This is a genomic window from Pseudomonas sp. S5D5, from assembly GCF_003013355.1.
Taxonomy (GTDB): domain Bacteria; phylum Pseudomonadota; class Gammaproteobacteria; order Pseudomonadales; family Pseudomonadaceae; genus Aquipseudomonas; species Aquipseudomonas aylmerensis.
This window is the reverse complement of the sequence record NZ_PTEO01000001.1, coordinates 3,960,221-3,979,409: the sequence shown is the minus strand read 5'-3', so window position 1 is coordinate 3,979,409 and position 19,189 is coordinate 3,960,221. Positions and strand designations below refer to the sequence as shown.

Annotated in this window: 15 protein-coding genes and 2 riboswitches; of the genes, 5 read left to right on the top strand and 10 right to left on the bottom strand. The window is 62.3% G+C overall.

The genetic code is table 11. The features are described from left to right. Window positions 1–56: 56 nt before the first annotated feature. Both poxB and C9990_RS18105 read right to left on the bottom strand, forming a co-directional pair. Window positions 57–1,781 (bottom strand): ubiquinone-dependent pyruvate dehydrogenase, encoded by a 1,725-nt coding sequence (poxB, locus tag C9990_RS18110; RefSeq protein ID WP_106804183.1) that lies wholly within the window; start codon window positions 1,779–1,781, stop codon window positions 57–59. Window positions 1,782–1,858: 77 nt separating this feature from the next. Beyond that, on the bottom strand, window positions 1,859–3,091 hold the full coding sequence (locus C9990_RS18105; RefSeq protein WP_106804182.1) for an NADH:flavin oxidoreductase/NADH oxidase family protein: 1,233 nt from the start codon (window positions 3,089–3,091) through the stop codon (window positions 1,859–1,861). Window positions 3,092–3,163: 72 nt separating this feature from the next. Between C9990_RS18105 and C9990_RS18100 the strand changes: the two genes are divergently transcribed. Next, a complete protein-coding gene (locus C9990_RS18100) occupies window positions 3,164–3,568 on the top strand; it encodes a MerR family transcriptional regulator (protein WP_065906419.1) in 405 nt (134 codons plus the stop codon). A 41-nt stretch (window positions 3,569–3,609) separates the two neighbouring features. On the opposite strand, the gene C9990_RS18095 is transcribed toward C9990_RS18100, so the two are convergent. The 4 genes from C9990_RS18095 to metH form a co-directional block, all read right to left on the bottom strand. Next, the gene (locus C9990_RS18095; protein ID WP_065906424.1) at window positions 3,610–4,104 is read right to left on the bottom strand and encodes a DUF934 domain-containing protein; all 495 of its coding nucleotides are present in this window, start codon (window positions 4,102–4,104) and stop codon (window positions 3,610–3,612) included. After that, window positions 4,088–5,746 (bottom strand): nitrite/sulfite reductase, encoded by a 1,659-nt coding sequence (locus C9990_RS18090; RefSeq protein WP_106804181.1) that lies wholly within the window; start codon window positions 5,744–5,746, stop codon window positions 4,088–4,090. The genes C9990_RS18095 and C9990_RS18090 overlap by 17 nt, the downstream gene beginning before the upstream one ends. Window positions 5,747–6,150: 404 nt before the next feature. Beyond that, window positions 6,151–6,369, bottom strand: a complete 219-nt coding sequence (locus tag C9990_RS18085) for a DUF2970 domain-containing protein (RefSeq protein WP_065906428.1) — start codon at window positions 6,367–6,369, stop codon at window positions 6,151–6,153. A gap of 52 nt (window positions 6,370–6,421) precedes the next feature. Beyond that, entirely contained in the window at window positions 6,422–10,132 is a 3,711-nt protein-coding gene (gene metH / locus C9990_RS18080; RefSeq protein ID WP_106804180.1) for a methionine synthase, read from the bottom strand. Window positions 10,133–10,299: 167 nt separating this feature from the next. Here metH and C9990_RS18075 point away from each other — a divergent pair, with 167 nt between their 5' ends. From C9990_RS18075 to nfuA, 3 genes are all read left to right on the top strand, one after another. Then, entirely contained in the window at window positions 10,300–12,591 is a 2,292-nt protein-coding gene (locus C9990_RS18075; RefSeq protein WP_106804179.1) for a fatty acid cis/trans isomerase, read from the top strand. Window positions 12,592–12,655: 64 nt separating this feature from the next. Continuing rightward, window positions 12,656–13,678, top strand: coding sequence for an acyltransferase (locus tag C9990_RS18070; RefSeq protein ID WP_106804178.1), 1,023 nt, complete (start codon window positions 12,656–12,658; stop codon window positions 13,676–13,678). A gap of 59 nt (window positions 13,679–13,737) precedes the next feature. Further along, on the top strand, window positions 13,738–14,322 hold the full coding sequence (gene nfuA / locus C9990_RS18065; RefSeq protein WP_003173594.1) for a Fe-S biogenesis protein NfuA: 585 nt from the start codon (window positions 13,738–13,740) through the stop codon (window positions 14,320–14,322). Between the two features lie 254 nt (window positions 14,323–14,576). Here nfuA and cobM read toward each other — a convergent pair whose 3' ends face one another. From cobM to C9990_RS18045, 4 genes are all read right to left on the bottom strand, one after another. Next, window positions 14,577–15,323, bottom strand: coding sequence for a precorrin-4 C(11)-methyltransferase (gene cobM / locus C9990_RS18060; RefSeq protein ID WP_106804177.1), 747 nt, complete (start codon window positions 15,321–15,323; stop codon window positions 14,577–14,579). A gap of 69 nt (window positions 15,324–15,392) precedes the next feature. After that, a complete protein-coding gene (locus C9990_RS18055; RefSeq protein ID WP_106804176.1) occupies window positions 15,393–15,785 on the bottom strand; it encodes a cobalamin biosynthesis protein in 393 nt (130 codons plus the stop codon). Continuing rightward, window positions 15,782–16,486: a CbtA family protein gene (locus C9990_RS18050; RefSeq protein WP_065906443.1), complete on the bottom strand. Its 705-nt coding sequence runs from the start codon at window positions 16,484–16,486 to the stop codon at window positions 15,782–15,784. The genes C9990_RS18055 and C9990_RS18050 overlap by 4 nt, the downstream gene beginning before the upstream one ends. Before the next feature lie 11 nt (window positions 16,487–16,497). Further along, entirely contained in the window at window positions 16,498–16,686 is a 189-nt protein-coding gene (locus C9990_RS18045) for a CbtB-domain containing protein (RefSeq protein ID WP_027606475.1), read from the bottom strand. A gap of 96 nt (window positions 16,687–16,782) precedes the next feature. Next, a riboswitch (cobalamin riboswitch) is annotated at window positions 16,783–16,990 on the bottom strand. Between the two features lie 845 nt (window positions 16,991–17,835). Further along, window positions 17,836–18,035: riboswitch (cobalamin riboswitch) on the top strand. Window positions 18,036–18,127: 92 nt separating this feature from the next. On the opposite strand from C9990_RS18045, the gene cobW reads away from it, so the two are divergent. Further along, window positions 18,128–19,189, top strand: coding sequence for a cobalamin biosynthesis protein CobW (cobW, locus tag C9990_RS18035; RefSeq protein WP_065906450.1), 1,062 nt, complete (start codon window positions 18,128–18,130; stop codon window positions 19,187–19,189).

Sequence of the window (19,189 nt, the reverse complement as noted above, 5' to 3'; positions counted from 1 at the left end):
CCGATAACCCGAGCCAAACGGGGGAGTGGGCACGCCCGCTCCCCGTCCAGCCGGCTTTATCGCAGCCAGTTGGTGCGCGCCAGTTCGATCACTTCATCGCCGCGCCCGCTCATCACCGCCTTGAGCATATACAGGCTGAAGCCCTTGGCCTGCTCCAGCTTGATGGTCGGTGGCATCACCAGTTCCTGGGTCGCGGTGACCACGTCCACCAGCACCGGGCCATCATGGGCCAGGGCACGACGCAGGGCCGGTTCCAGGTCTTCGGATTGCTCCACGCGAATGCCGAGGATGCCCATGGCGTTGGACATCGCCGCGAAGTCCGGGTTTTTCAACTCGGTGCCGGCATCCAGGTAGCCGGCGGCCTTCATTTCCATGGCGACAAAACCCAGGGATGAGTTATCGAACACGATGACTTTGACCGGCAACTGCAGCTGTGCCAACGAGATGAAATCCCCCATCAACATGGCGAAGCCACCGTCACCCGACATCGAGATCACTTGCCGTCCGGGGAATGCCGCCTGGGCACCGATGGCCTGGGGCATGGCATTGGCCATGGAACCATGGTTGAACGAGCCGATCAGCCGGCGCCGGCCATTCATCTTCAAGTAGCGCGCGGCCCATACGGTCGGCGAGCCGACGTCGGCGGTGAAGATGGCATCGTCATCGGCCAGCTCACTGAGCAGGCGCGCGACGTACTGCGGGTGAATCGGTCGATTGGCCTTCGACGGTTGCGCGAGGTCATCCAGCCCCTGGCGGGCTTTCTCGTAGTGCTTCAGGGACGTCTCGAGGAAGCTGCGATCGGTCTTGCGGGTCAGGCGTGGCAGCAGCGCGCCGAGGGTCTCGCTGACGTCGGCGGCGATGCCCAGGTCCAGCGTGGCACGACGGCCCAGCGCCTGCGGGTTGCGGTCGACCTGGATGATCTTCGCGTCAGTCGGGTAGAACTGGCGATACGGGAAGTCGGTGCCGAGCATGATCAGCGTGTCGCAGTCGAGCATGGCGTGGTAACCGGAGCTGAAGCCGATCAGGCCGGTCATGCCCACGTCGAACGGGTTGTCCCATTCCACGTGCTCCTTGCCGCGCAGGGCGTGCACCACTGGGGCACCCAGGGCGTCGGCCAGGGCGACCACCTGATCGTGGGCACCGGCGCAGCCACTGCCGCACAGCAGGGTGACTTTCTCGCTGCTCTCGAGGATTTCGGTCAAGCGCTGCAGGTCCTGTTCCGCCGGCAGGGTGCGCGGTGCGTGCAGGGCCGGCCAGGGCTTGAGTTTGTCTTCGACCTCCAGCAGCGACACATCCCCCGGAATCACCACCACCGCCACACCGCGATTGAGGATCGCCGAGCGCATGGCGCGGTGCAGCACGTGCGGCATCTGCTCGGGGTTGGTGACCAGCTCGATGAAGTGGCTGCACTCCTTGAACAACTCCTGGGGATGGGTTTCCTGGAAGTAGTTCAGGCCGATCTCGGACGAAGGGATCTGCGCCGCAATCGCCAGTACCGGCACATGGTTGCGATGGCAGTCGAACAGGCCATTGATCAAGTGCAGGTTGCCCGGCCCGCAGCTGCCGGCGCACACGGTCAGTTCACCAGTGGCGGCGGCCTCGGCACCGGCGGCGAAGGCGGCCACTTCTTCGTGGCGCACGTGCATCCACTCGATGCTGTCCATGGTGCGCAGGGCGTCGGTGAGGCCATTGAGGCTGTCGCCGGTCAGGCCCCAGATGCGCTTGATGCCCGCCTGTTCAAGGGTGGTCGCCAATTGCTGGGCCAGGTTGATTTTCGCCATGAAGAACTCCAATCGTCAGTGAGGTTAAAAATTGCTGATCAATAGGGGACAGTTCGATCACGGCGAATGCTCCGCGCTTAATGTGAAGATTGCGTCATGGCCGCACGGTATTGCCGGGTACGCCGCGCGATAAACCACTGGTCGCGGACCAGCGCCGTCCATGCGATCACCTTGGGATTGGGCCGGTGTCCACGGCTCAGGCGGCGCATCTGGTAGCGCACCACGGCGAGGATGGCGAGGGCGGCCAGGGGTTTGCGCTTCCAGTCGATAGGTTGCAGTTGCGGGTTGAGGTCGCGGCCTTCGCGCCAGTGCTTGATCAGTTGCGGCTCCAGGGTCAGCGCGGTGGCGATGCCGGCCATGGCAATGCCGCTGTCGAGCACTTGTTGCACGATGGGCAGGCGGCGGATGCCACCGGTGACCATTACCGGCATCGTGGCGATGGCGGCCACTTCGCTGGCGAACGCCAGGAAGTAGGCTTCGCGTGCCAGGGTGCGGCCGTCGCGTGCTTCGCCCTGCATGGCCGGTGCTTCATAGCTGCCGCCGGACAGCTCGAGCAGGTCGATGGGCAGCGGGTTGAGCATCTCGATCACGGCGCGCGCGTCGGCCTCGTCGAAGCCGCCGCGCTGGAAGTCCGCCGAATTGAGCTTGACTGCTACGCAAAATGACGCGCTGACGTTGGCGCGCACTGCGTGGATCACCTCCAGCAGCAGGCGCGCACGGTTCTCCAGCGAACCACCCCAACGGTCGGTGCGCCGATTGCTCAGCGGCGACAGAAACTGGCTGATCAGGTAGCCATGCGCGCCGTGAATCTGTACCCCGGTAAAGCCGGCTTTTTCAGCCAGGCGGGCGCTGGTGGCGAAGCGCTTGATCACGTCCTGGATATCCTCCTCCGTCATGGCCCTGGGCTTGGCGAACATCTTGGAAAAGCCGCCCAGGTCAAGGGCGACGGCGGAAGGTGCTATTGCCTGCTGGCCCAGGTTGGCCATGGTCTGGCGGCCCGGATGGCTGAGCTGCACCCAGAAATGCACGCCCTTGGCGCGGGCCACATCGGCCCATTCGCGAAAGCTGTCCAGGTGCTGTTCGTCTTCGAGGGCCACGCCGCCGGGACCGGTCATGGCGTGGCGGTCGATCATCACGTTGCCGGTCAGCAGCAGGCCCGGCTCGCCGTCTGCCCAGGTCTTGTATAACTGCTTCAATTCGCGGGACGGGGCCTGTTGGGCATCCGCCATATTCTCTTCCATCGCGGCCTTGGCGATACGGTTGGCGATGACTTGGCCATTGGGCAGTTGCAAGGGTTCAAAGGGTGACATGGGTTGACTCCTGAGCAGGGGAGGCCTCAGGCTAAGCTTAAAGTTAACTTTAATGTCAAGCAGGCAGTGTCGATGAATATTGGTGAGTTGGCCAAACAGAGCGGGCTGGCGGCGTCGCGTATCCGTTTCTATGAAGCCGAAGGGCTGATCAGCCAGGTGGGGCGCCAGGCCAATGGCTATCGCCGCTATGCACCGGAGGCCTTGCAGACGCTGCGCTTGATCCAGAGCGCGCAGCAGGCCGGTTTCACCTTGCAGGAACTCAAGGCGCTGATGCCGGCCCCCGGCGAGCACAAGCGCGACGAGCTGATCGAGGCGCTCGAGCGCAAGGTCGAGCAGATTGAAGCGATGCAGGCGCAACTGGCGCACAGCAAGGCGCAGTTACTCGGGGTGATCGACGCGGTACGCGCGCAACCGGAAGGTGTGCCGTGTTCGATGGGGCAGAAACAGGTGCTGGCGTCGATCAAACTCAACTCATAAAAAAAACCCTGGCATGCCAGGGCTTTTTCATTTGTGCAGACTCAGCGGCGACGGAACAGCGGCAGCGGTTCATCCGTTGCAGCCTGGTACGTCACCGAGAAATCCTTGAGGCTTTCCAGTGCTTCGTACGGGTCTTTGTCGGCGCGCAAGGCGAAGGCATCGAAGCCGCAGCGGTGCAGGTAGAACAGCTGGTCGCGCAGCACGTCGCCAATCGCCCGCAGCTCGCCCTTGTAACCGTAGCGGTCACGCAACAGGCGGGCATTGGAGTAGTTGCGACCATCGGTGAAGGCCGGGAAGTTCAGGGCGATAACCTGGAAGTGCGCCACGTCTTCGCCGATTTCCTCGGCCTCTTCATCGGCGTCCAGCCACACACCCAGGCCGCCGTCGCGGGCCTTGAGGGCGTGACCGTGTTCGCGCCACAGGGCCAGCGGCACGATCAGGTCGTCGCAGTTGGAAATGCCATCGAAGCTCGCGTCCTTGGGCAGCAGGTGCCAGGTTTCGTCGACGACTTCGTTGTTCTTAATGATTCGCTGCATAGACGCGCTCCTTGAACAGGTCAATGCCGATGCGCTGGTAGGTGTCGATGAAACGCTCATCTTCGGTGCGCTGTTCGATGTACACGTCGATCAGCTTGCCGATCACCTCGGGCATGGCTTCCTGGGCGAAGGACGGGCCGAGGATCTTGCCCAGGCTCGCATCGCGGCTGGCGCTGCCACCCAGGGACACTTGGTAGAATTCTTCGCCTTTCTTGTCCACGCCCAGGATGCCGATGTGGCCGACGTGGTGGTGACCACAGGCGTTCATGCAACCGGAGATGTTCAAGTCCAGCTCGCCGATGTCGAACAGGTAGTCCAGGTCGTCGAAGCGGCGCTGGATCGATTCGGCGATCGGGATCGACTTGGCGTTGGCCAGGGAGCAGAAGTCGCCGCCCGGGCAGCAGATGATGTCGGTCAACAGGCCGATGTTCGGCGTGGCGAAACCGCCTTCGCGCAGCTCGCCCCACAGGGTGAACAGTTGGCTCTGTTCAACGTCCGCGAGAATGATGTTCTGCTCGTGGGAAGTACGCAGTTGACCGAAGCTGTAGCGGTCGGCCAGGTCGGCGACGGCGTCCAGCTGTTTGTCGGTGATATCGCCCGGGGCAACGCCGGTCGGTTTCAGCGACAGGGTCACGGCGACATAGCCAGGACGCTTGTGCGCCAGGGTGTTGCGGGTGCGCCAGCGGGCAAAGCCTGGGTGCTGCTGGTCGAGCGCGGCGAGCTCGGCGTCCTGATTGCTCAGGGCCTTGTACTCGGGGTCGACGAAGTGCTTGGCCACACGGTGTACTTCGGCTTCGGTCAGGGTGGTCTGGCCGCCGCGCAGGTGTTCCATCTCGGCGTCGACTTTCTGGGCGAATACCTCAGGGGTCAGCGCCTTGACCAGGATCTTGATCCGGGCCTTGTACTTGTTGTCACGACGGCCATAGCGGTTGTAGACCCGCAGGATCGCGTCGAGGTAGCTCAACAGGTCCTGCCACGGCAGGAATTCGTTGATGAACGCACCGACCACCGGGGTCCGGCCGAGGCCACCGCCCACCAGCACGCGGAAGCCCAGCTCGCCGGCGGCGTTGTACACCGGCTCCAGGCCGATATCGTGGACTTCGATGGCCGCACGGTCCGAAGTCGAGCCATTGATGGCGATCTTGAACTTGCGCGGCAGGTAGGCGAATTCTGGGTGGAACGTCGTCCATTGGCGGACGATTTCACACCAGGGGCGTGGGTCGATCAGTTCGTCGGCGGCAACGCCGGCAAACTGGTCGGTGGTCACGTTGCGCAGGCAGTTACCGCTGGTCTGAATGGCGTGCATCTGCACGGTCGCCAGTTCGGCCAGGATGTCCGGCACATCTTCCAGCGCCGGCCAGTTGAACTGCACGTTCTGGCGGGTACTGATGTGGGCATAGCCTTTGTCGAAGTCGCGGGCAATCTTGGCCATCATGCGCATCTGGCGCGAGGTCAACTGGCCGTAGGGCACGGCAACTCGCAACATCGGCGCAAAGCGCTGAACATAAAGGCCATTTTGCAGGCGCAGAGGGCGGAACTCTTCTTCGCTCAGTTCACCTGCTAGGTAGCGTCGGGTCTGATCACGGAACTGCTTGACGCGGTCCTCGATGATGCGCTGATCGTATTCGTCGTATACGTACATATAGGTCCTGTTCTCGGCAAATCTGCGCGCACGGCCGCGCACTCCCAACGGAGCCGGCGCACGATACCAGTTTGCGTTTATGCGCAAAAGTGATGTTTGAGTATATGCAAATAACCAAAATGACTAATGAGAACGGTTATCGCGATACCCACATTTGTCATGCGGGCAATCGTCGACTTTACTGTGATCGTGTCTGAACGTGATCACCTATAAAACCGACAAGAGGCGATGCGATGAGCAATTCGACAAAAGCCCGTAAACCCGACAGTACCGTGGACGCCTGGGCCATTCTGTTCTTGATAATCCTGGTGGTTGGAACTGCCGTGTTCTGGGTCAGCCACCAGTAGTTATAGATACGGACCCCTGTAAGAGCTGGCTTGCCAGCTCTGACAGACAGGTTGGGTTTATACGCCAGCCACGTGCAGCACCAGTTGCACGATGCCAAACAGCGTCAGCGCAAACACCGCCGTGAACAGAATGCCCAGGATCACAAAGTGGCTGGGCTTGCCGTGGGTGAAGTCGCGGGCGCGGTTCTTGCCGCTCTGCACGCCAAAGGCGGCCGCCATCACGCTGTGGAGCATCTGCCAGAAGGTTGGCGGCTTGTTGTTGGCTGGATCGTCCATACATCCCTCGACACAAGGTGTGTGAGGGACAGCATAGACAATCCCCCAGGCGTCAGTTGTCGTAGCCCAGGTTGGGGGCCAACCAGCGCTCCGTCACGGCCAGGTCCTGGCCTTTGCGTGCGGTGTAGCTGCTGACCTGGTCCTTGTCGATCTTGCCCACGGCAAAATACTGCGCCTGCGGGTGGGCGAAGTACCAGCCGCTGACCGCCGCCGCCGGGAACATCGCGTAGTGCTCGGTGAGGAACACACCGCTGCGCCCGGCGTGCATTTCGCGGGCCTCGGGGTCGAGCAGTTGGAACAGCTGGGCTTTCTCGGTGTGATCCGGGCACGCCGGGTAGCCGGGGGCAGGGCGGATGCCGCTGTACTGCTCCTTGATCAGCGCCTCGTTATCCAGTTGCTCGTCCTTGGCATATCCCCAGTGCTCTTTACGCACCTGCTGGTGCAGCCACTCGGCGCAGGCTTCGGCGAGGCGGTCGGCGAGGGCCTTGACCATGATCGAGTTGTAGTCGTCCCCCGCGTCCTGGTAGGCCTTGGCCACTTCTTCGGCGCCGATGCCGGCGGTGGTGATAAAGCCACCGATGTAGTCGGTCACGCCGCTGTCCTTGGGTGCGACGAAGTCGGCCAGGGAGAAGTTCGGCTTGCCGTCGGTCTTGATGATCTGCTGGCGCAGGTGGTGCAGCCGGGCGATCGGCTGGCCGTCATCACCGTAGACTTCCAGGTCATCGTCCTGCACTTGGTTGGTCGGCCAGAAGCCGAACACCGCACGTGCGCTGATGAGCTTTTCGTCGATCAGCTTCTTGAGCATTTCCTGGGCATCGGCATACAGCGCGGTGGCGGCTTCGCCGACCACTTCATCGTCGAGGATGCGCGGGAATTTGCCAGCCAGGTCCCAGGAGATAAAGAAAGGGGTCCAGTCGATGTACTCGGCCAGCACCTTGAGGTCGATATTGTCCAGCACCCTGGAGCCGGTAAAGGTCGGCTTCACCGGCGTGTAGGTTGTCCAGTCGAACTGCGGCTTCTTGGCGATGGCCGCCGGGTAGCTCAGGCGTTCGGTGCGCGCGCTGCGGTTGGAGGTGCGCTCACGCACGTCGATGTATTCCAGGCGGGTCTTCTCGACGAAGCCGGCCTTCAGCTCCTTGGACAGCAGCTGCGTGGCCACGCCCACCGCGCGCGAGGCGTCGGTCACGTAGATCACCGCGTCGTTGCTGTACTTGGGTTCGATCTTCACCGCCGTGTGCGCCTTGGAGGTGGTCGCGCCGCCGATCATCAGCGGCAGGTAGAAGTCCTGGCGCTGCATCTCGCGGGCTACGTGGACCATCTCGTCCAGGGACGGGGTGATCAGGCCCGAGAGCCCGATGATGTCGCACTTCTGCTCCTTGGCCACCTGCAGGATCTTCTCCGCCGGCACCATCACGCCCAGGTCGACAATGTCATAGCCGTTGCAACCGAGCACCACGCCGACGATGTTCTTGCCGATGTCGTGCACGTCGCCCTTCACCGTCGCCATCAGGATCTTGCCCTTGGCTTCCGGCTTGTCGCCTTTTTCCAGCTCGATGAACGGGATCAGGTGGGCCACGGCCTGCTTCATCACGCGTGCGGACTTGACCACCTGGGGCAGGAACATTTTGCCGGCGCCGAACAGGTCGCCGACGATGTTCATGCCGGACATCAACGGGCCTTCGATCACCTCGATGGGGCGCGCGAACGACTGGCGGGATTCCTCGGTGTCTTCGACGATGTGGGTGGTGATGCCCTTGACCAGTGCGTGTTCCAGGCGCTTGTTGACGTCCCAGCCACGCCATTCCTCGGTCTCGGCTTCCTTGACGCTGCCGTCACCCTTGTACTTGTCGGCAATGGCGAGGAGGGCATCGGTGCCTTCCGGGGTGCGGTTGAGCACCACGTCTTCCACGGCGTCGCGCAACTCGGTCGGGATCTGGTCGTAGATCTCCAACTGGCCGGCGTTGACGATCCCCATGGTCAGGCCGTTGCGGATCGCATACAGCAAGAACACCGAGTGGATTGCCTCGCGCACCGGGTTGTTGCCGCGGAACGAGAACGACACGTTGGACACGCCGCCGGAGGTCAGCGCGTACGGCAGCTCGTCGCGGATATAGGCACAGGCGTTGATGAAGTCGACGGCGTAGTTGTTGTGCTCCTCGATACCGGTGGCGACCGCGAAGATGTTCGGGTCGAAGATGATGTCTTCCGGCGGGAAGCCGACTTCATTCACCAGGATGTCGTAGGAGCGTTTGCAGATTTCTTTCTTGCGCGCCTCGGTGTCGGCCTGGCCGGCTTCGTCGAACGCCATCACCACAACAGCCGCGCCGTAGCGTTTGCACAGCTTGGCATGGTGAATGAACTGCTCGACGCCTTCCTTCATGCTGATCGAGTTGACGATGCCCTTGCCCTGGATGCACTTGAGGCCAGCCTCGATGACTTCCCACTTCGAGGAGTCGATCATGATCGGTACGCGGGAAATGTCCGGTTCGCCGGCAATCAGATTGAGGAAGGTCACCATGGCCTTCTTCGAATCCAGCATGCCTTCGTCCATGTTGATGTCGATCACCTGGGCGCCGGCTTCGACCTGCTGCAGGGCGACTTCCAGGGCCTCGGTGTAGTTGTCTTCACGGATCAGGCGGGCAAAGCGCGCGGAACCGGTGATGTTGGTCCGCTCGCCGACGTTGACGAACAGCGAGCTGCGATCAATCGTGAACGGCTCCAGGCCCGACAGGCGGCAGGCCTTGGGAATGTCCGGGATCACGCGCGGCGCATACCCGGCCACGGCCTTGGCGATGGCTTCGATATGGCCCGGCGTGGTGCCGCAGCAGCCGCCGACGATATTCAGGAAGCCGCTCTGGGCGAATTCCTCGATGACTTTGGCGGTTTGCGACGGCAGTTCGTCGTACTCGCCGAATTCGTTGGGCAGGCCGGCGTTGGGGTGCGCGGACACATGGGTGTTGGCCTTGTTCGACAGCTCCTCCAGGTACGGGCGCAACTCGCTGGCACCCAGGGCGCAGTTGAGGCCGACGGACAGCGGCTTGGCATGGGCCACGGAGTTCCAGAACGCTTCGGTGGTCTGGCCCGACAGGGTACGGCCGGAGGCGTCGGTGATGGTGCCGGAGATCATGATCGGCAGCTCGACATTCAACTCCTCGAACACGCCTTGCACGGCGAAGATCGCGGCCTTGGCGTTGAGGGTGTCGAAGATGGTCTCGATCAGGATCAGGTCGGCGCCGCCTTCGATCAGGCCCTTGGTGGCCTCGGTGTAGTTCTCCACCAGTTCATCGAAGGTCACGTTGCGGTAGCCGGGGTTGTTCACGTCCGGCGACAGCGAGCAGGTGCGGCTGGTAGGGCCGAGCACGCCGGCGACGAAACGCGGCTTGGTCGGGTTTTCCAGGGTCTTGGCGTCGGCGATCTTGCGCGCCAGGCGTGCGCCTTCCACGTTCAATTCGTAGGCGAGTTCTTCCATGCCGTAGTCGGCCATGGAAATGCGCGTGGCGTTGAAGGTGTTGGTTTCGAGGATGTCGGCACCGGCATCCAGGTAGGCTTTTTCGATGCCGCCGATCACGTCCGGACGGGTGATCACCAGCAGGTCGTTGTTGCCCTTGACGTCGCTTGGCCAATCGGCGAAGCGCTTGCCACGGTAGTCCTGCTCTTCGAGCTTATAGCTCTGGATCATCGTGCCCATGCCGCCGTCGAGGATCAGGATGCGTTCCTTGAGGGCTTGGTGAAGGGCGTGCAGGCGAGCGCTACGATCGGGCATGGGACTACTCTAGTTCAGGCATTACGGAGGGCGTGGATCATAGCAAACCTGTGCGCTTTTAGAGCATGCAAGGTTTTTGCATGAATATCGCTCACGTTGATGGCGCGTCGACATCGGTAGACTTGTCGGCAATTTTTCAGCGCACGCATTGAATCGGGACCGGATACATGTCACTTCGTCTTATCGTCAGCGCCGTCCTGGCCTTGATAGCCAGTACTGCCACGGCAGAAGGTCCCGCTCCGGCGATCTCTTATACCCGCGACATCCAACCGATCTTCACCGAGAAATGCGTGGCCTGCCATGCCTGCTACGACTCCGCCTGCCAGTTGAACCTGGGCAGCGCCGAGGGCGCGGCGCGCGGGGCTACCAAAGTGCCGGTGTATGACGGCGAACGCAGCCAGGCCACGCCGACGACCCGATTGTTCTACGACGCCTTCGGCAAGCAGGCCTGGCAGCAGAAGGGCTTCTATTCGGTACTCGATGCCCAGGGCAGTCAGGCCGCGCTGATGGCGCGCATGCTGGAGCTGGGGCATAACGCGCCGCTGCAGCCGAATGCCAAGTTGCCCGAAGACATCGTGCTGGGCCTCAGCCGCGAGAACATGTGCGCAATGCCTGGCGAGTTCAACGCCTATGCCGGCGCCCATCCCAAGGAAGGCATGCCGCTGGCCGTCACCGGCCTGACCGACCAGCAATACCAGACCCTGCAACGCTGGCTGGCCTCCGGCGCGCCGATTGACGAGCAGGGCCTGGCGCCCAGCGCCAGGGAAGCGCTGCAGGTGCAGCAGTGGGAAAACCTCTTCAACCAGCCGGGCGCCCGCGAAAGCCTGGTGGCGCGCTGGTTGTTCGAGCATCTGTTCCTCGCGCACATCTATTTCGAGAACGGCGAGCCGGGGCATTTCTTCCAATGGGTGCGTTCGCGCACGCCAAGCGGCCAGCCCATCGACCTGATCGCCACGCGCCGCCCGAATGACGACCCCGGCACCCAGGTGTACTACCGATTGTGGCCAGTGCAGGGCGTGATCGTGCATAAAACCCACATCACGTACCCGTTCAGCGCGGCGAAGATGGCGCGCATCAAGGAGTTGTTCTACGCCGGCAACTGGCAGGTCGACGCCTTGCCGGGCTACGGGCCGGGCCGTCGTGCCAACCCGTTCGAAACCTTCGAGGCGATCCCGGCCAAGGCGCGCTACCAGTTCATGCTCGATAACGCCGAGTATTTCGTACGCACCTTCATTCGCGGGCCGGTGTGCCGTGGGCAGATCGCCACGGACGTGATCCGCGACAACTTCTGGGCCCTGTTCCAGGACCCCGAGCACGACCTGTACATCACCGATGCGCGTTATCGCGGCCAGGCCACGCCGCTGCTGGCGATGCCGGGGCAGAACGATGACGTCGGCAGCGTGCTGAGCCTGTGGCTGGCCTACCGCGACAAACGCAATGAATACGAGGCCTTGCGCCGCGACAGTTACGCCGATTTGCCGCCGCCGAGTTGGTCGAGCCTGTGGGCCGGCAATGACAATGCCTTGCTGAGTATCTTCCGCCACTTCGACAGCGCCTCGGTGACCAAGGGCCTGATCGGTGAGGTGCCACAGACGATGTGGCTGTTCGACTACCCGCTGCTGGAACGCACCTATTACCAATTGGCGGTGAACTTCGATGTGTTCGGCAATGTGTCGCACCAGGCCCAGACCCGCCTGTACTTCGACTTGATCCGCAACGGCGCCGAGCAGAACTTCCTGCGCCTGATGCCGGCCGACAGTCGCGAGGATTTCCTCGACGACTGGTACCAGAACAGCGGCAAGCTCAAGTTGTGGCTGGACTACGAGGCCATCGACGACGACACGCCCACCGGCCTGCACCTGGATGCCAAGGACCCCAAGCGTGACTTTGCCAACCAGTTGCTCGCGCGATATGGCGACCTGAATGCCAGTCCGGACCCGATCAACCGTTGTGACGGCGCCTTTTGCTCGCGTGACGGGATCGACCCGGCGCTGCAGGATGCCGAGCAGGCCCTGAGTCGCCTGACGGCGCGCCCGGCAGCCGGGCTCAAGGTCATCGACCAATTGCCTGAGGCGACGATGCTGCGGATCGAAACCACCCGCGGCAAGCGCGTGGTCTACAGCATGTTGCGCAACCGCGCGCACAGTAACGTGGCGTTCCTGCTGGGTGAGGCCTACCGCTATCAGCCGGGCCTGGACACCGTGACCATCTACCCCGGCGTGCTCAGCAGCTACCCGAACTTCATGTTTAACATTCCTGCGCAGGAAGTCCCCGAGTTCGTCGCCGAAATGGAGCGGGCCAAGGACGCCAACCGCTTTGAGAAGATTGTCGACCGCTGGGGCGTGCGCCGCAGCCATCCGTTGTTCTGGCAGTACTTCCATGATTTGTCGCGCTATATCCACGAAACCACGCCGGTGGAAGAGGGTGTGCTGGATATGAACCGCTACGAGAATCTTTGATCGACCTTTGTCCGCCCGCCATGGTCCCAACTTCAGGCATCGGTGTTGGGAAGGGTGGCGGACAATGTTGATCTCGGTACAGGCGCTGCGCGCTCTGGCGGCCTGGACAGTGGTGGGGCACCACTTCATGCAGATTTTCTTCGGCTTCAAGGCGGACACCGTCCTGGGCCGACTGTTTGTGGAAAAGGGCGCGGCGGGCGTGGACGTGTTTTTCGTGATCAGCGGCCTGGTGATCTTCCTGTCCACCCAGGACAAGGACCTGCCGCCCTGGCGATTCCTACTCTACCGCCTGTTGCGCATCGTGCCGGCCTATTGGTTCTACACCTTGCTGATGGCCTTGCTGGTGGTAGTTGCCCGGCCAATGCTGCCGGATCAGAGCGTCGATGCGGCCCATGTGCTGATGTCGTTATTCTTTATCCCTTCCGAGAACCCCGGCGGCTATGGGGTGTACCCGACGCTCAACGTGGGCTGGACGCTGAACTACGAAATGCTCTTCTACCTGCTGTTCGCCTGGGCGCTGCTGTTCCGTCGGCAGTGGCGATTGCTGGTGGTCGCGGCGCTGTTGTTCGCGGTGTGCGAGGCCTGGACGTCATTCGGCTGGATCAGCGAGTTCTACCGCTCGGATATCGTGGTCGAGTTCCTGATGGGCATCGGCATTGGCATGCTCTACCGCAAGGGCTGGATTCGTCCCGGCATGTGGCTGCCGTTGCTGGGCGTCGCCGCCGCGCTGCTGGCGATCTACCATTGGCCGGCTTCGCCACGGGCGCTGACCTGGGGCCTGCCCAGCGCGGTGCTGGTGGTGGCGTGCATGGCGCTGGAGCGTTTCTTTGCGGACAATCGATTGCTTAAAGTGCTGGGGGACTGTTCCTATTCGGTGTATCTGCTGCACGTGCTGGTGTTGTCCGCCGGTGGTTACGCCGCCCAGCGCTACGGCCTGAACCCGTATGCCGTACTGGCGGTGTGCGTGGTGATCATCGGCCTGGGTGCCCTGGGCAGCTACCGTTGGCTGGAAAAGGGTAGTTATCGCCTGCTCAAGGGCTGGTTCGATGGCGACCAACGGTCAAATTTATCCCGACAAAAATACTAGGACTTTGTACCTCTGTAATGATTTGGCGTAAACTGCCCGCAAGCCTGTGAGGAGTTTCCATGACTGCCATAACCATTACCGACGCCGCCCACGATTACCTGGCCGACCTGCTGTCCAAGCAGAACACCCCGGGTATCGGTATCCGCGTCTTTATTACCCAGCCCGGCACCCAATACGCCGAGACTTGCATTGCCTACTGCAAGCCTGGAGAAGAGAAACCTGAAGACACCGCGCTGGGGCTGAAAAGCTTCACCGCGTACATCGACGCCTTCAGCGAAGCCTTCCTCGACGACGCCGTGGTCGACTACGCCACCGACCGTATGGGCGGCCAGTTGACCATCAAGGCGCCGAACGCCAAGGTGCCGAACGTCAATGCTGACAGCCCGGTCAACGAGCGCATCAACTACTACCTGCAAACCGAGATCAACCCGGGGCTGGCCAGCCACGGCGGTCAGGTCAGCTTGATCGATGTAGTGGAAGATGGTATCGCCGTATTGAAATTCGGCGGCGGCTGCCAGGGCTGCGGCCAGGCGGACGTCACCCTGCGCGAAGGCATCGAGCGCACCCTGCTGGAACGTATTCCAGAGCTCAAGGGTGTACGCGACGTGACTGACCACACGCAGAAAGAAAACGCCTACTACTGAGTAAGGCGTTCACTGCGAACAAAAAAACGGCGCCCCGTGAGCGCCGTTTTTTTATGCTTTAAATTCAATGATTTACGTTATCTATCTGACAAGTTAGATCAAGTGTGGGAGCGGGCTTGCTCGCGAAAGCGGTGTGTCAGTCGACTGATCTGGTGACTGGGGCAGCGCATTCGCGAGCAAGCCCGCTCCCACATTTTTGATTTATATTTATTAAGTTAAATCAGTGTCTTATATTTGATTGATGAGGTTGAGCATTAAGGCCGATAAAGGTGTGCATGCCCAGCCTGATACAGCGACGACTCGCTGAAACTGTCACTCGCCAGCACCCGACCCACCACAATCAACGCGGTACGCCTGAATCCCTTGGCGGCGACCTTTTCGGCAATGTCATTCAACGTTCCCAGCGCCCAATCCTGATCCGGCCAGGTCGCCCGGTGCACCACGGCAATCGGGCAATCGGCGCCATAGTGCGGCAGCAGTTGCGCGACGATCTTCTCCAGATGATTGACCCCCAGGTGAATCGCCATGGTCGTGCCGTGTTGCGCCAGGCTGTCAAACGCTTCGCCGGCGGGCATGCTGGTTTTGTCGGCGTAGCGGGTCAGGATGACGCTCTGCGCAATGTCCGGCAGGGTCAATTCGGTCTCCAGCAGCGCTGCACACGCCGCCACCGCGGTCACGCCGGGGATGATCTGAAACGGGATGCCCAGCTCGCGCAGATAGCGGATCTGCTCGCCGATCGCGCCATACAGGCTTGGGTCACCGGAGTGCACCCGCGCCACATCCAGGCCATTGGCGTGGGCGGCCTTGATCAGGTCGATGATCTGTTCCAGGTGCAGCTCGGCGCTGTTGACCACCTGCTGCGCCTGATGGCCTTCCAATACCGCCGCCGGCACCAGCGAGCCGGCATAGATAATCACCGGGCAACTGCGGATCAGCCGCTGGCCTTTGACGGTGATCAATTCCGGATCGCCAGGGCCTGCGCCGATAAAGTAGACGGTCATGGTATTTCCTGTTTAAAAGCGGGCGTGTATGAACATTGTTCATGTTCAGGGCAGGCAATTATCGGGGTTTCAGCCTGCGCAGGCCAATGCAAAAGTCGCCTGGGCGTTTTTTCGGCGGGTGATCAGCAGGCGGGCAGGGCCGCTGGCGAGGTGTTCGGCGAGGGCCAGGGCGGCGCTTTCGGCGACGCCATGACAGCCTGTGTGGGCGAACGCGACGGCTGATTTGTGGCTCAGCCGGTTTTCATACACCGCCAGTTGGTCGGCGCTGAAGCACTGCAGCGGCAGCTCAAGCAGGCGGGACAGGGCGATCAGGCCCGGTTCATCCTGCCTGCGGTCGATGCTTGCCAGCGCAGTGATGCGCTGGCGCTCGATCCCCCCTTCGGCGAGGGCGCTGTCCAGCAGGTCCAGCAGGGTGTGAACATCACAGCCGCGCTGGCAGCCCAGGCCGACCACCAGGGTCATGCCGAGTATTGATCGTCGCGGTTGCGGCGAAACAGCCAGGCGCTGATCAGGCCCAGGGCCAGCCAGAACGCCACGTTGGTCAGCTGCGACGCGATCTTGAACTGCGCTTCCAGGGCTTCCGGGGCCAGCATCGAATGCACTTCCGGCTGCGGTGCGCCGATCACGTGTGGCACCGCCAGGATCGCCACGCCGAGGATTTTCAGCAGCCAGTTGCGGCCGAACACGATCAGCGCAATGCCGGCCGCCGTCGAGGCAGCGGTGCCGATCCACCAGATCTGCCGTTGTGCGAGATCGGCAGCGGCGGTGCCTGGCAGCTCAGGCGGCAGGCCCAGGGTCGGTGCCAGTACGAAGGTCGCATAACCGGCCAGGCCCCACAGCAGGCCTTGGGCGGTGCGAGTAGGCGCGCGCAAGGTGTAGAGGCCGGCGAGCATCAGGGCAAAACCCACGGCAACGACCAGGTTGCCGCCGGTGGTGGAGAGCACGCGTTGCCAGCCGTCTTCCGGCTCCCAGGCCTCGGCGTCGTGGCTGTGGGCGGCGGCGCCGTCGGCATGTTGATGTGCCACTTCAGTAGTGGCCGGGGCGTTTTCGAACGTTTCCGCCTGCAAAATCAACGGAGCGACCCAGAAACTTTGCAGCAGGGTCAGCAGCAGGGCGGCCAGGAGGCCGGTGAAACCTGCGGTTTGCGCAATACGCTTGATCATGTCGGCAGGTCTCAGTGGCACGGGAACGCGGCGCTGTGGCGGGTATCGTGGGCAGCGTTGTGCACTGCTTCGATGTGCGAGAAACCGGCGAAGTACACCAGGCACGCGCCGAGAATCGACGCGCCGATGGCGGCGGTCAGGCGTTGGCTCAGGGTGGCGGAGCTGCTGGCGGTGTGCGAGGTGCTGCTGATGATCGACATGGCGCGTCCCTTCTGGGTGTCAGGGTGAAACGAGCGCATGAAAACCCCGCGAGCCAGGCACGCAGGGTTCTGAACAGCGCCCGCCCACCGCGGGTTTGTTATCTGATTTTTTCGGGCCGGTCTCCGGGCTTGCGAGGGGGCTCCTGGGGGGAGTCCTGAAAGCGTCGCCTTCCCATGCCCTTGGCACAGTGGATCTGACGCTTCGCTCGCTTACCGTTGCGGGGGCAGCACCGGACTCGTCATGTGATGACTCACCGGTTTCCCGTTTCACCCTGTGAAGGGCACCCGAAACAAGGTGTGTAGGAGAGCATGGGGGTGGGAGGGGAGTCAAATCGGTTGTGGGGGCATATCCGATATTGGGGTGATGGCTGGAATTGGTTCCGCCCTTACGGCGGGTCACTTTTGGAAAAGAGCCCCAAAAGTAACCAAAAGGGCTCTTGCCCCAACACTCGGCACCTCGCCTAGGCTCGGTGTGCCCTCACTCCGGCTTGAATCCGTGGGCCGCCGCAATGGGCCATCCCTGGCCCAGTGCGGCTAACCCGGCGTCCTGCCGGGTTACCCACGGATTCAAGCCTGCGTTCGGCCAGCGTGTTTAATGGGGCGCCTAGATCAAGATCAAGGTCAAAAGCGGCTCGCTTCGCATCGTGGATGCGCTTTTTGATCTCGGCAGGAGCCTGCTTGCCGGCGAAAAAATGTGATGGCGCCGCGTACATTCTGATTTTCTAGCGTCATCGTTAACGACCATCGCAGGCAAGCCAGCTCCCACAGGTGACCTAGTTCGAGATAAGAATCCGGTCGGCTTTAAGGCCGCCGCGCTTTTGATCTTGATCTTGATCTAGGCGCCCCATCAAACACGCTGGCCGGAATTCGATATTGATTTGGGGGGTAAACCGGCAGGGATGCCGGTTTAGCCGCCCCGCGCCATGGATGGCGCGTGGCGGCGGCCCCCCAAATCAATGTCGGATTACGGGCACACCGAGCGTGAGCGAGGTGCCGAGTGTTGGGGCAAGAGCCCTTTTGGTTACTTTTGGGGCTCTTTTCCAAAAGTGACCCGCTGTAAGAGCGGAACCAATAGCCGCCATTACCGCAGAAACGGATATGTACACCAACCCAACCCAACCCCATCATTGACCATCCCCCCACCACTGCGTAGCCTTGCACCCTCGAGGTTCTTCAGCCCAGGCCGAAGCTAAGAAGGGAACGCGGTCCAATCCGCGGCTGCCCCCGCAACTGTAAAGGGTTTATCCGACTGCCACGCCACTGCCACCAGGCGGGAAGGCGCAGCCGGCGCCGGTCGCACGACCCGCAAGCCCCAAGCCAGGAGACCTGCCTCGCAACCGATTTTCCACTTCAACCGGGCGGGGTGATCCGGTGACGAAATCTGCCGCTGCGCGCCGCCGCAGGGCCTATCGTCCCGTATGCCCGCCCCAAAGGGCATCCGATGAAAACACTGGCCAAACTCCCCGTCACCATCGTTACCGGCTTTCTCGGTTCGGGCAAAACCACGCTGCTGCGCCATATGCTCGACAACGCCCAGGGCCGTCGCATTGCTGTGATCGTCAACGAATTCGGCGAGCTGGGCATCGACGGTGAAATCCTCAAGCAGTGCTCCATCGGGTGCACCGAGGAAGAAGCCAATGGCCGCGTGTATGAGTTGGCCAACGGCTGCCTGTGCTGCACCGTGCAGGAAGAGTTCTTCCCGGTGATGCGCGAACTGGTCGCCCGTCGCGGTGACCTCGACCATATCCTCATCGAAACCTCGGGCCTGGCCCTGCCAAAGCCGCTGGTGCAAGCCTTCCAGTGGCCGGAAATCCGCAGTGCCTGCACCGTCGACGCGGTGATTACCGTGGTCGACAGCCCGGCCGTGGCCGCCGGCACCTTCGCCGCCTTCCCGGATCAAGTCGACGCGCAGCGTAAACTCGACCCGAACCTGGATCACGAATCGCCATTGCACGAGCTGTTCGCCGACCAACTGGCCAGCGCCGACCTGGTGATCCTCAACAAATCCGACCTGATCAGCGCGGAAGACTTGGCCCGTGTGCGCCTGGAAGTCGCCGAAGAACTGCCGCCGGCGGTGAAGATCATCGAAGCCAGCAGCGGGCGCCTGCCGCTCGACGTGCTGATCGGCCTGGGCGCCGGCTCCGAAGAGCACATCGACGGTCGCCACAGCCACCACGATCATCACCACGAAGGTGAAGACGATCACGACCACGATGCGTTCGACTCGATCTCCATCGACCTGCCGCAAGCCGACGAAGCGCTGCTGCTCGACGCCCTGACCCAACTCGTGGTGCAACACGGCATCCTGCGCGTCAAAGGCTTCGCGGCGATCCCGAACAAGCCGATGCGCCTGCTGATCCAGGGCGTGGGCACGCGGTTCGACAAGCACTTCGACCGCGCCTGGGCGGCCGATGAAGCGCGCATCACGCGCCTGGTACTGATCGGCCAGGAGCTGGATGCTGCTGGCCTCGAAGCGCAATTGCGCGCTGCCCTCAGCGTTTAA

Bases quoted from the DNA above. Each gene is read 5' to 3' on its own strand.
- C9990_RS18105 (WP_106804182.1), bottom strand. From the start codon at position 3,091: ATGTCACCCTTTGAACCCTTGCAACTGCCCAATGGCCAAGTCATCGCC.
- C9990_RS18085 (WP_065906428.1), bottom strand. From the start codon at position 6,369: ATGGACGATCCAGCCAACAACAAGCCGCCAACCTTCTGGCAGATGCTC.
- cobW (WP_065906450.1), top strand. From the start codon at position 18,128: ATGAAAACACTGGCCAAACTCCCCGTCACCATCGTTACCGGCTTTCTC.
- cobM (WP_106804177.1), bottom strand. From the start codon at position 15,323: ATGACCGTCTACTTTATCGGCGCAGGCCCTGGCGATCCGGAATTGATC.
- C9990_RS18050 (WP_065906443.1), bottom strand. From the start codon at position 16,486: ATGATCAAGCGTATTGCGCAAACCGCAGGTTTCACCGGCCTCCTGGCC.
- C9990_RS18055 (WP_106804176.1), bottom strand. From the start codon at position 15,785: ATGACCCTGGTGGTCGGCCTGGGCTGCCAGCGCGGCTGTGATGTTCAC.
- poxB (WP_106804183.1), bottom strand. From the start codon at position 1,781: ATGGCGAAAATCAACCTGGCCCAGCAATTGGCGACCACCCTTGAACAG.
- nfuA (WP_003173594.1), top strand. From the start codon at position 13,738: ATGACTGCCATAACCATTACCGACGCCGCCCACGATTACCTGGCCGAC.
- C9990_RS18100 (WP_065906419.1), top strand. From the start codon at position 3,164: ATGAATATTGGTGAGTTGGCCAAACAGAGCGGGCTGGCGGCGTCGCGT.
- C9990_RS18095 (WP_065906424.1), bottom strand. From the start codon at position 4,104: ATGCAGCGAATCATTAAGAACAACGAAGTCGTCGACGAAACCTGGCAC.
- C9990_RS18070 (WP_106804178.1), top strand. From the start codon at position 12,656: ATGTTGATCTCGGTACAGGCGCTGCGCGCTCTGGCGGCCTGGACAGTG.
- C9990_RS18045 (WP_027606475.1), bottom strand. From the start codon at position 16,686: ATGTCGATCATCAGCAGCACCTCGCACACCGCCAGCAGCTCCGCCACC.
- C9990_RS18090 (WP_106804181.1), bottom strand. From the start codon at position 5,746: ATGTACGTATACGACGAATACGATCAGCGCATCATCGAGGACCGCGTC.
- metH (WP_106804180.1), bottom strand. From the start codon at position 10,132: ATGCCCGATCGTAGCGCTCGCCTGCACGCCCTTCACCAAGCCCTCAAG.
- C9990_RS18075 (WP_106804179.1), top strand. From the start codon at position 10,300: ATGTCACTTCGTCTTATCGTCAGCGCCGTCCTGGCCTTGATAGCCAGT.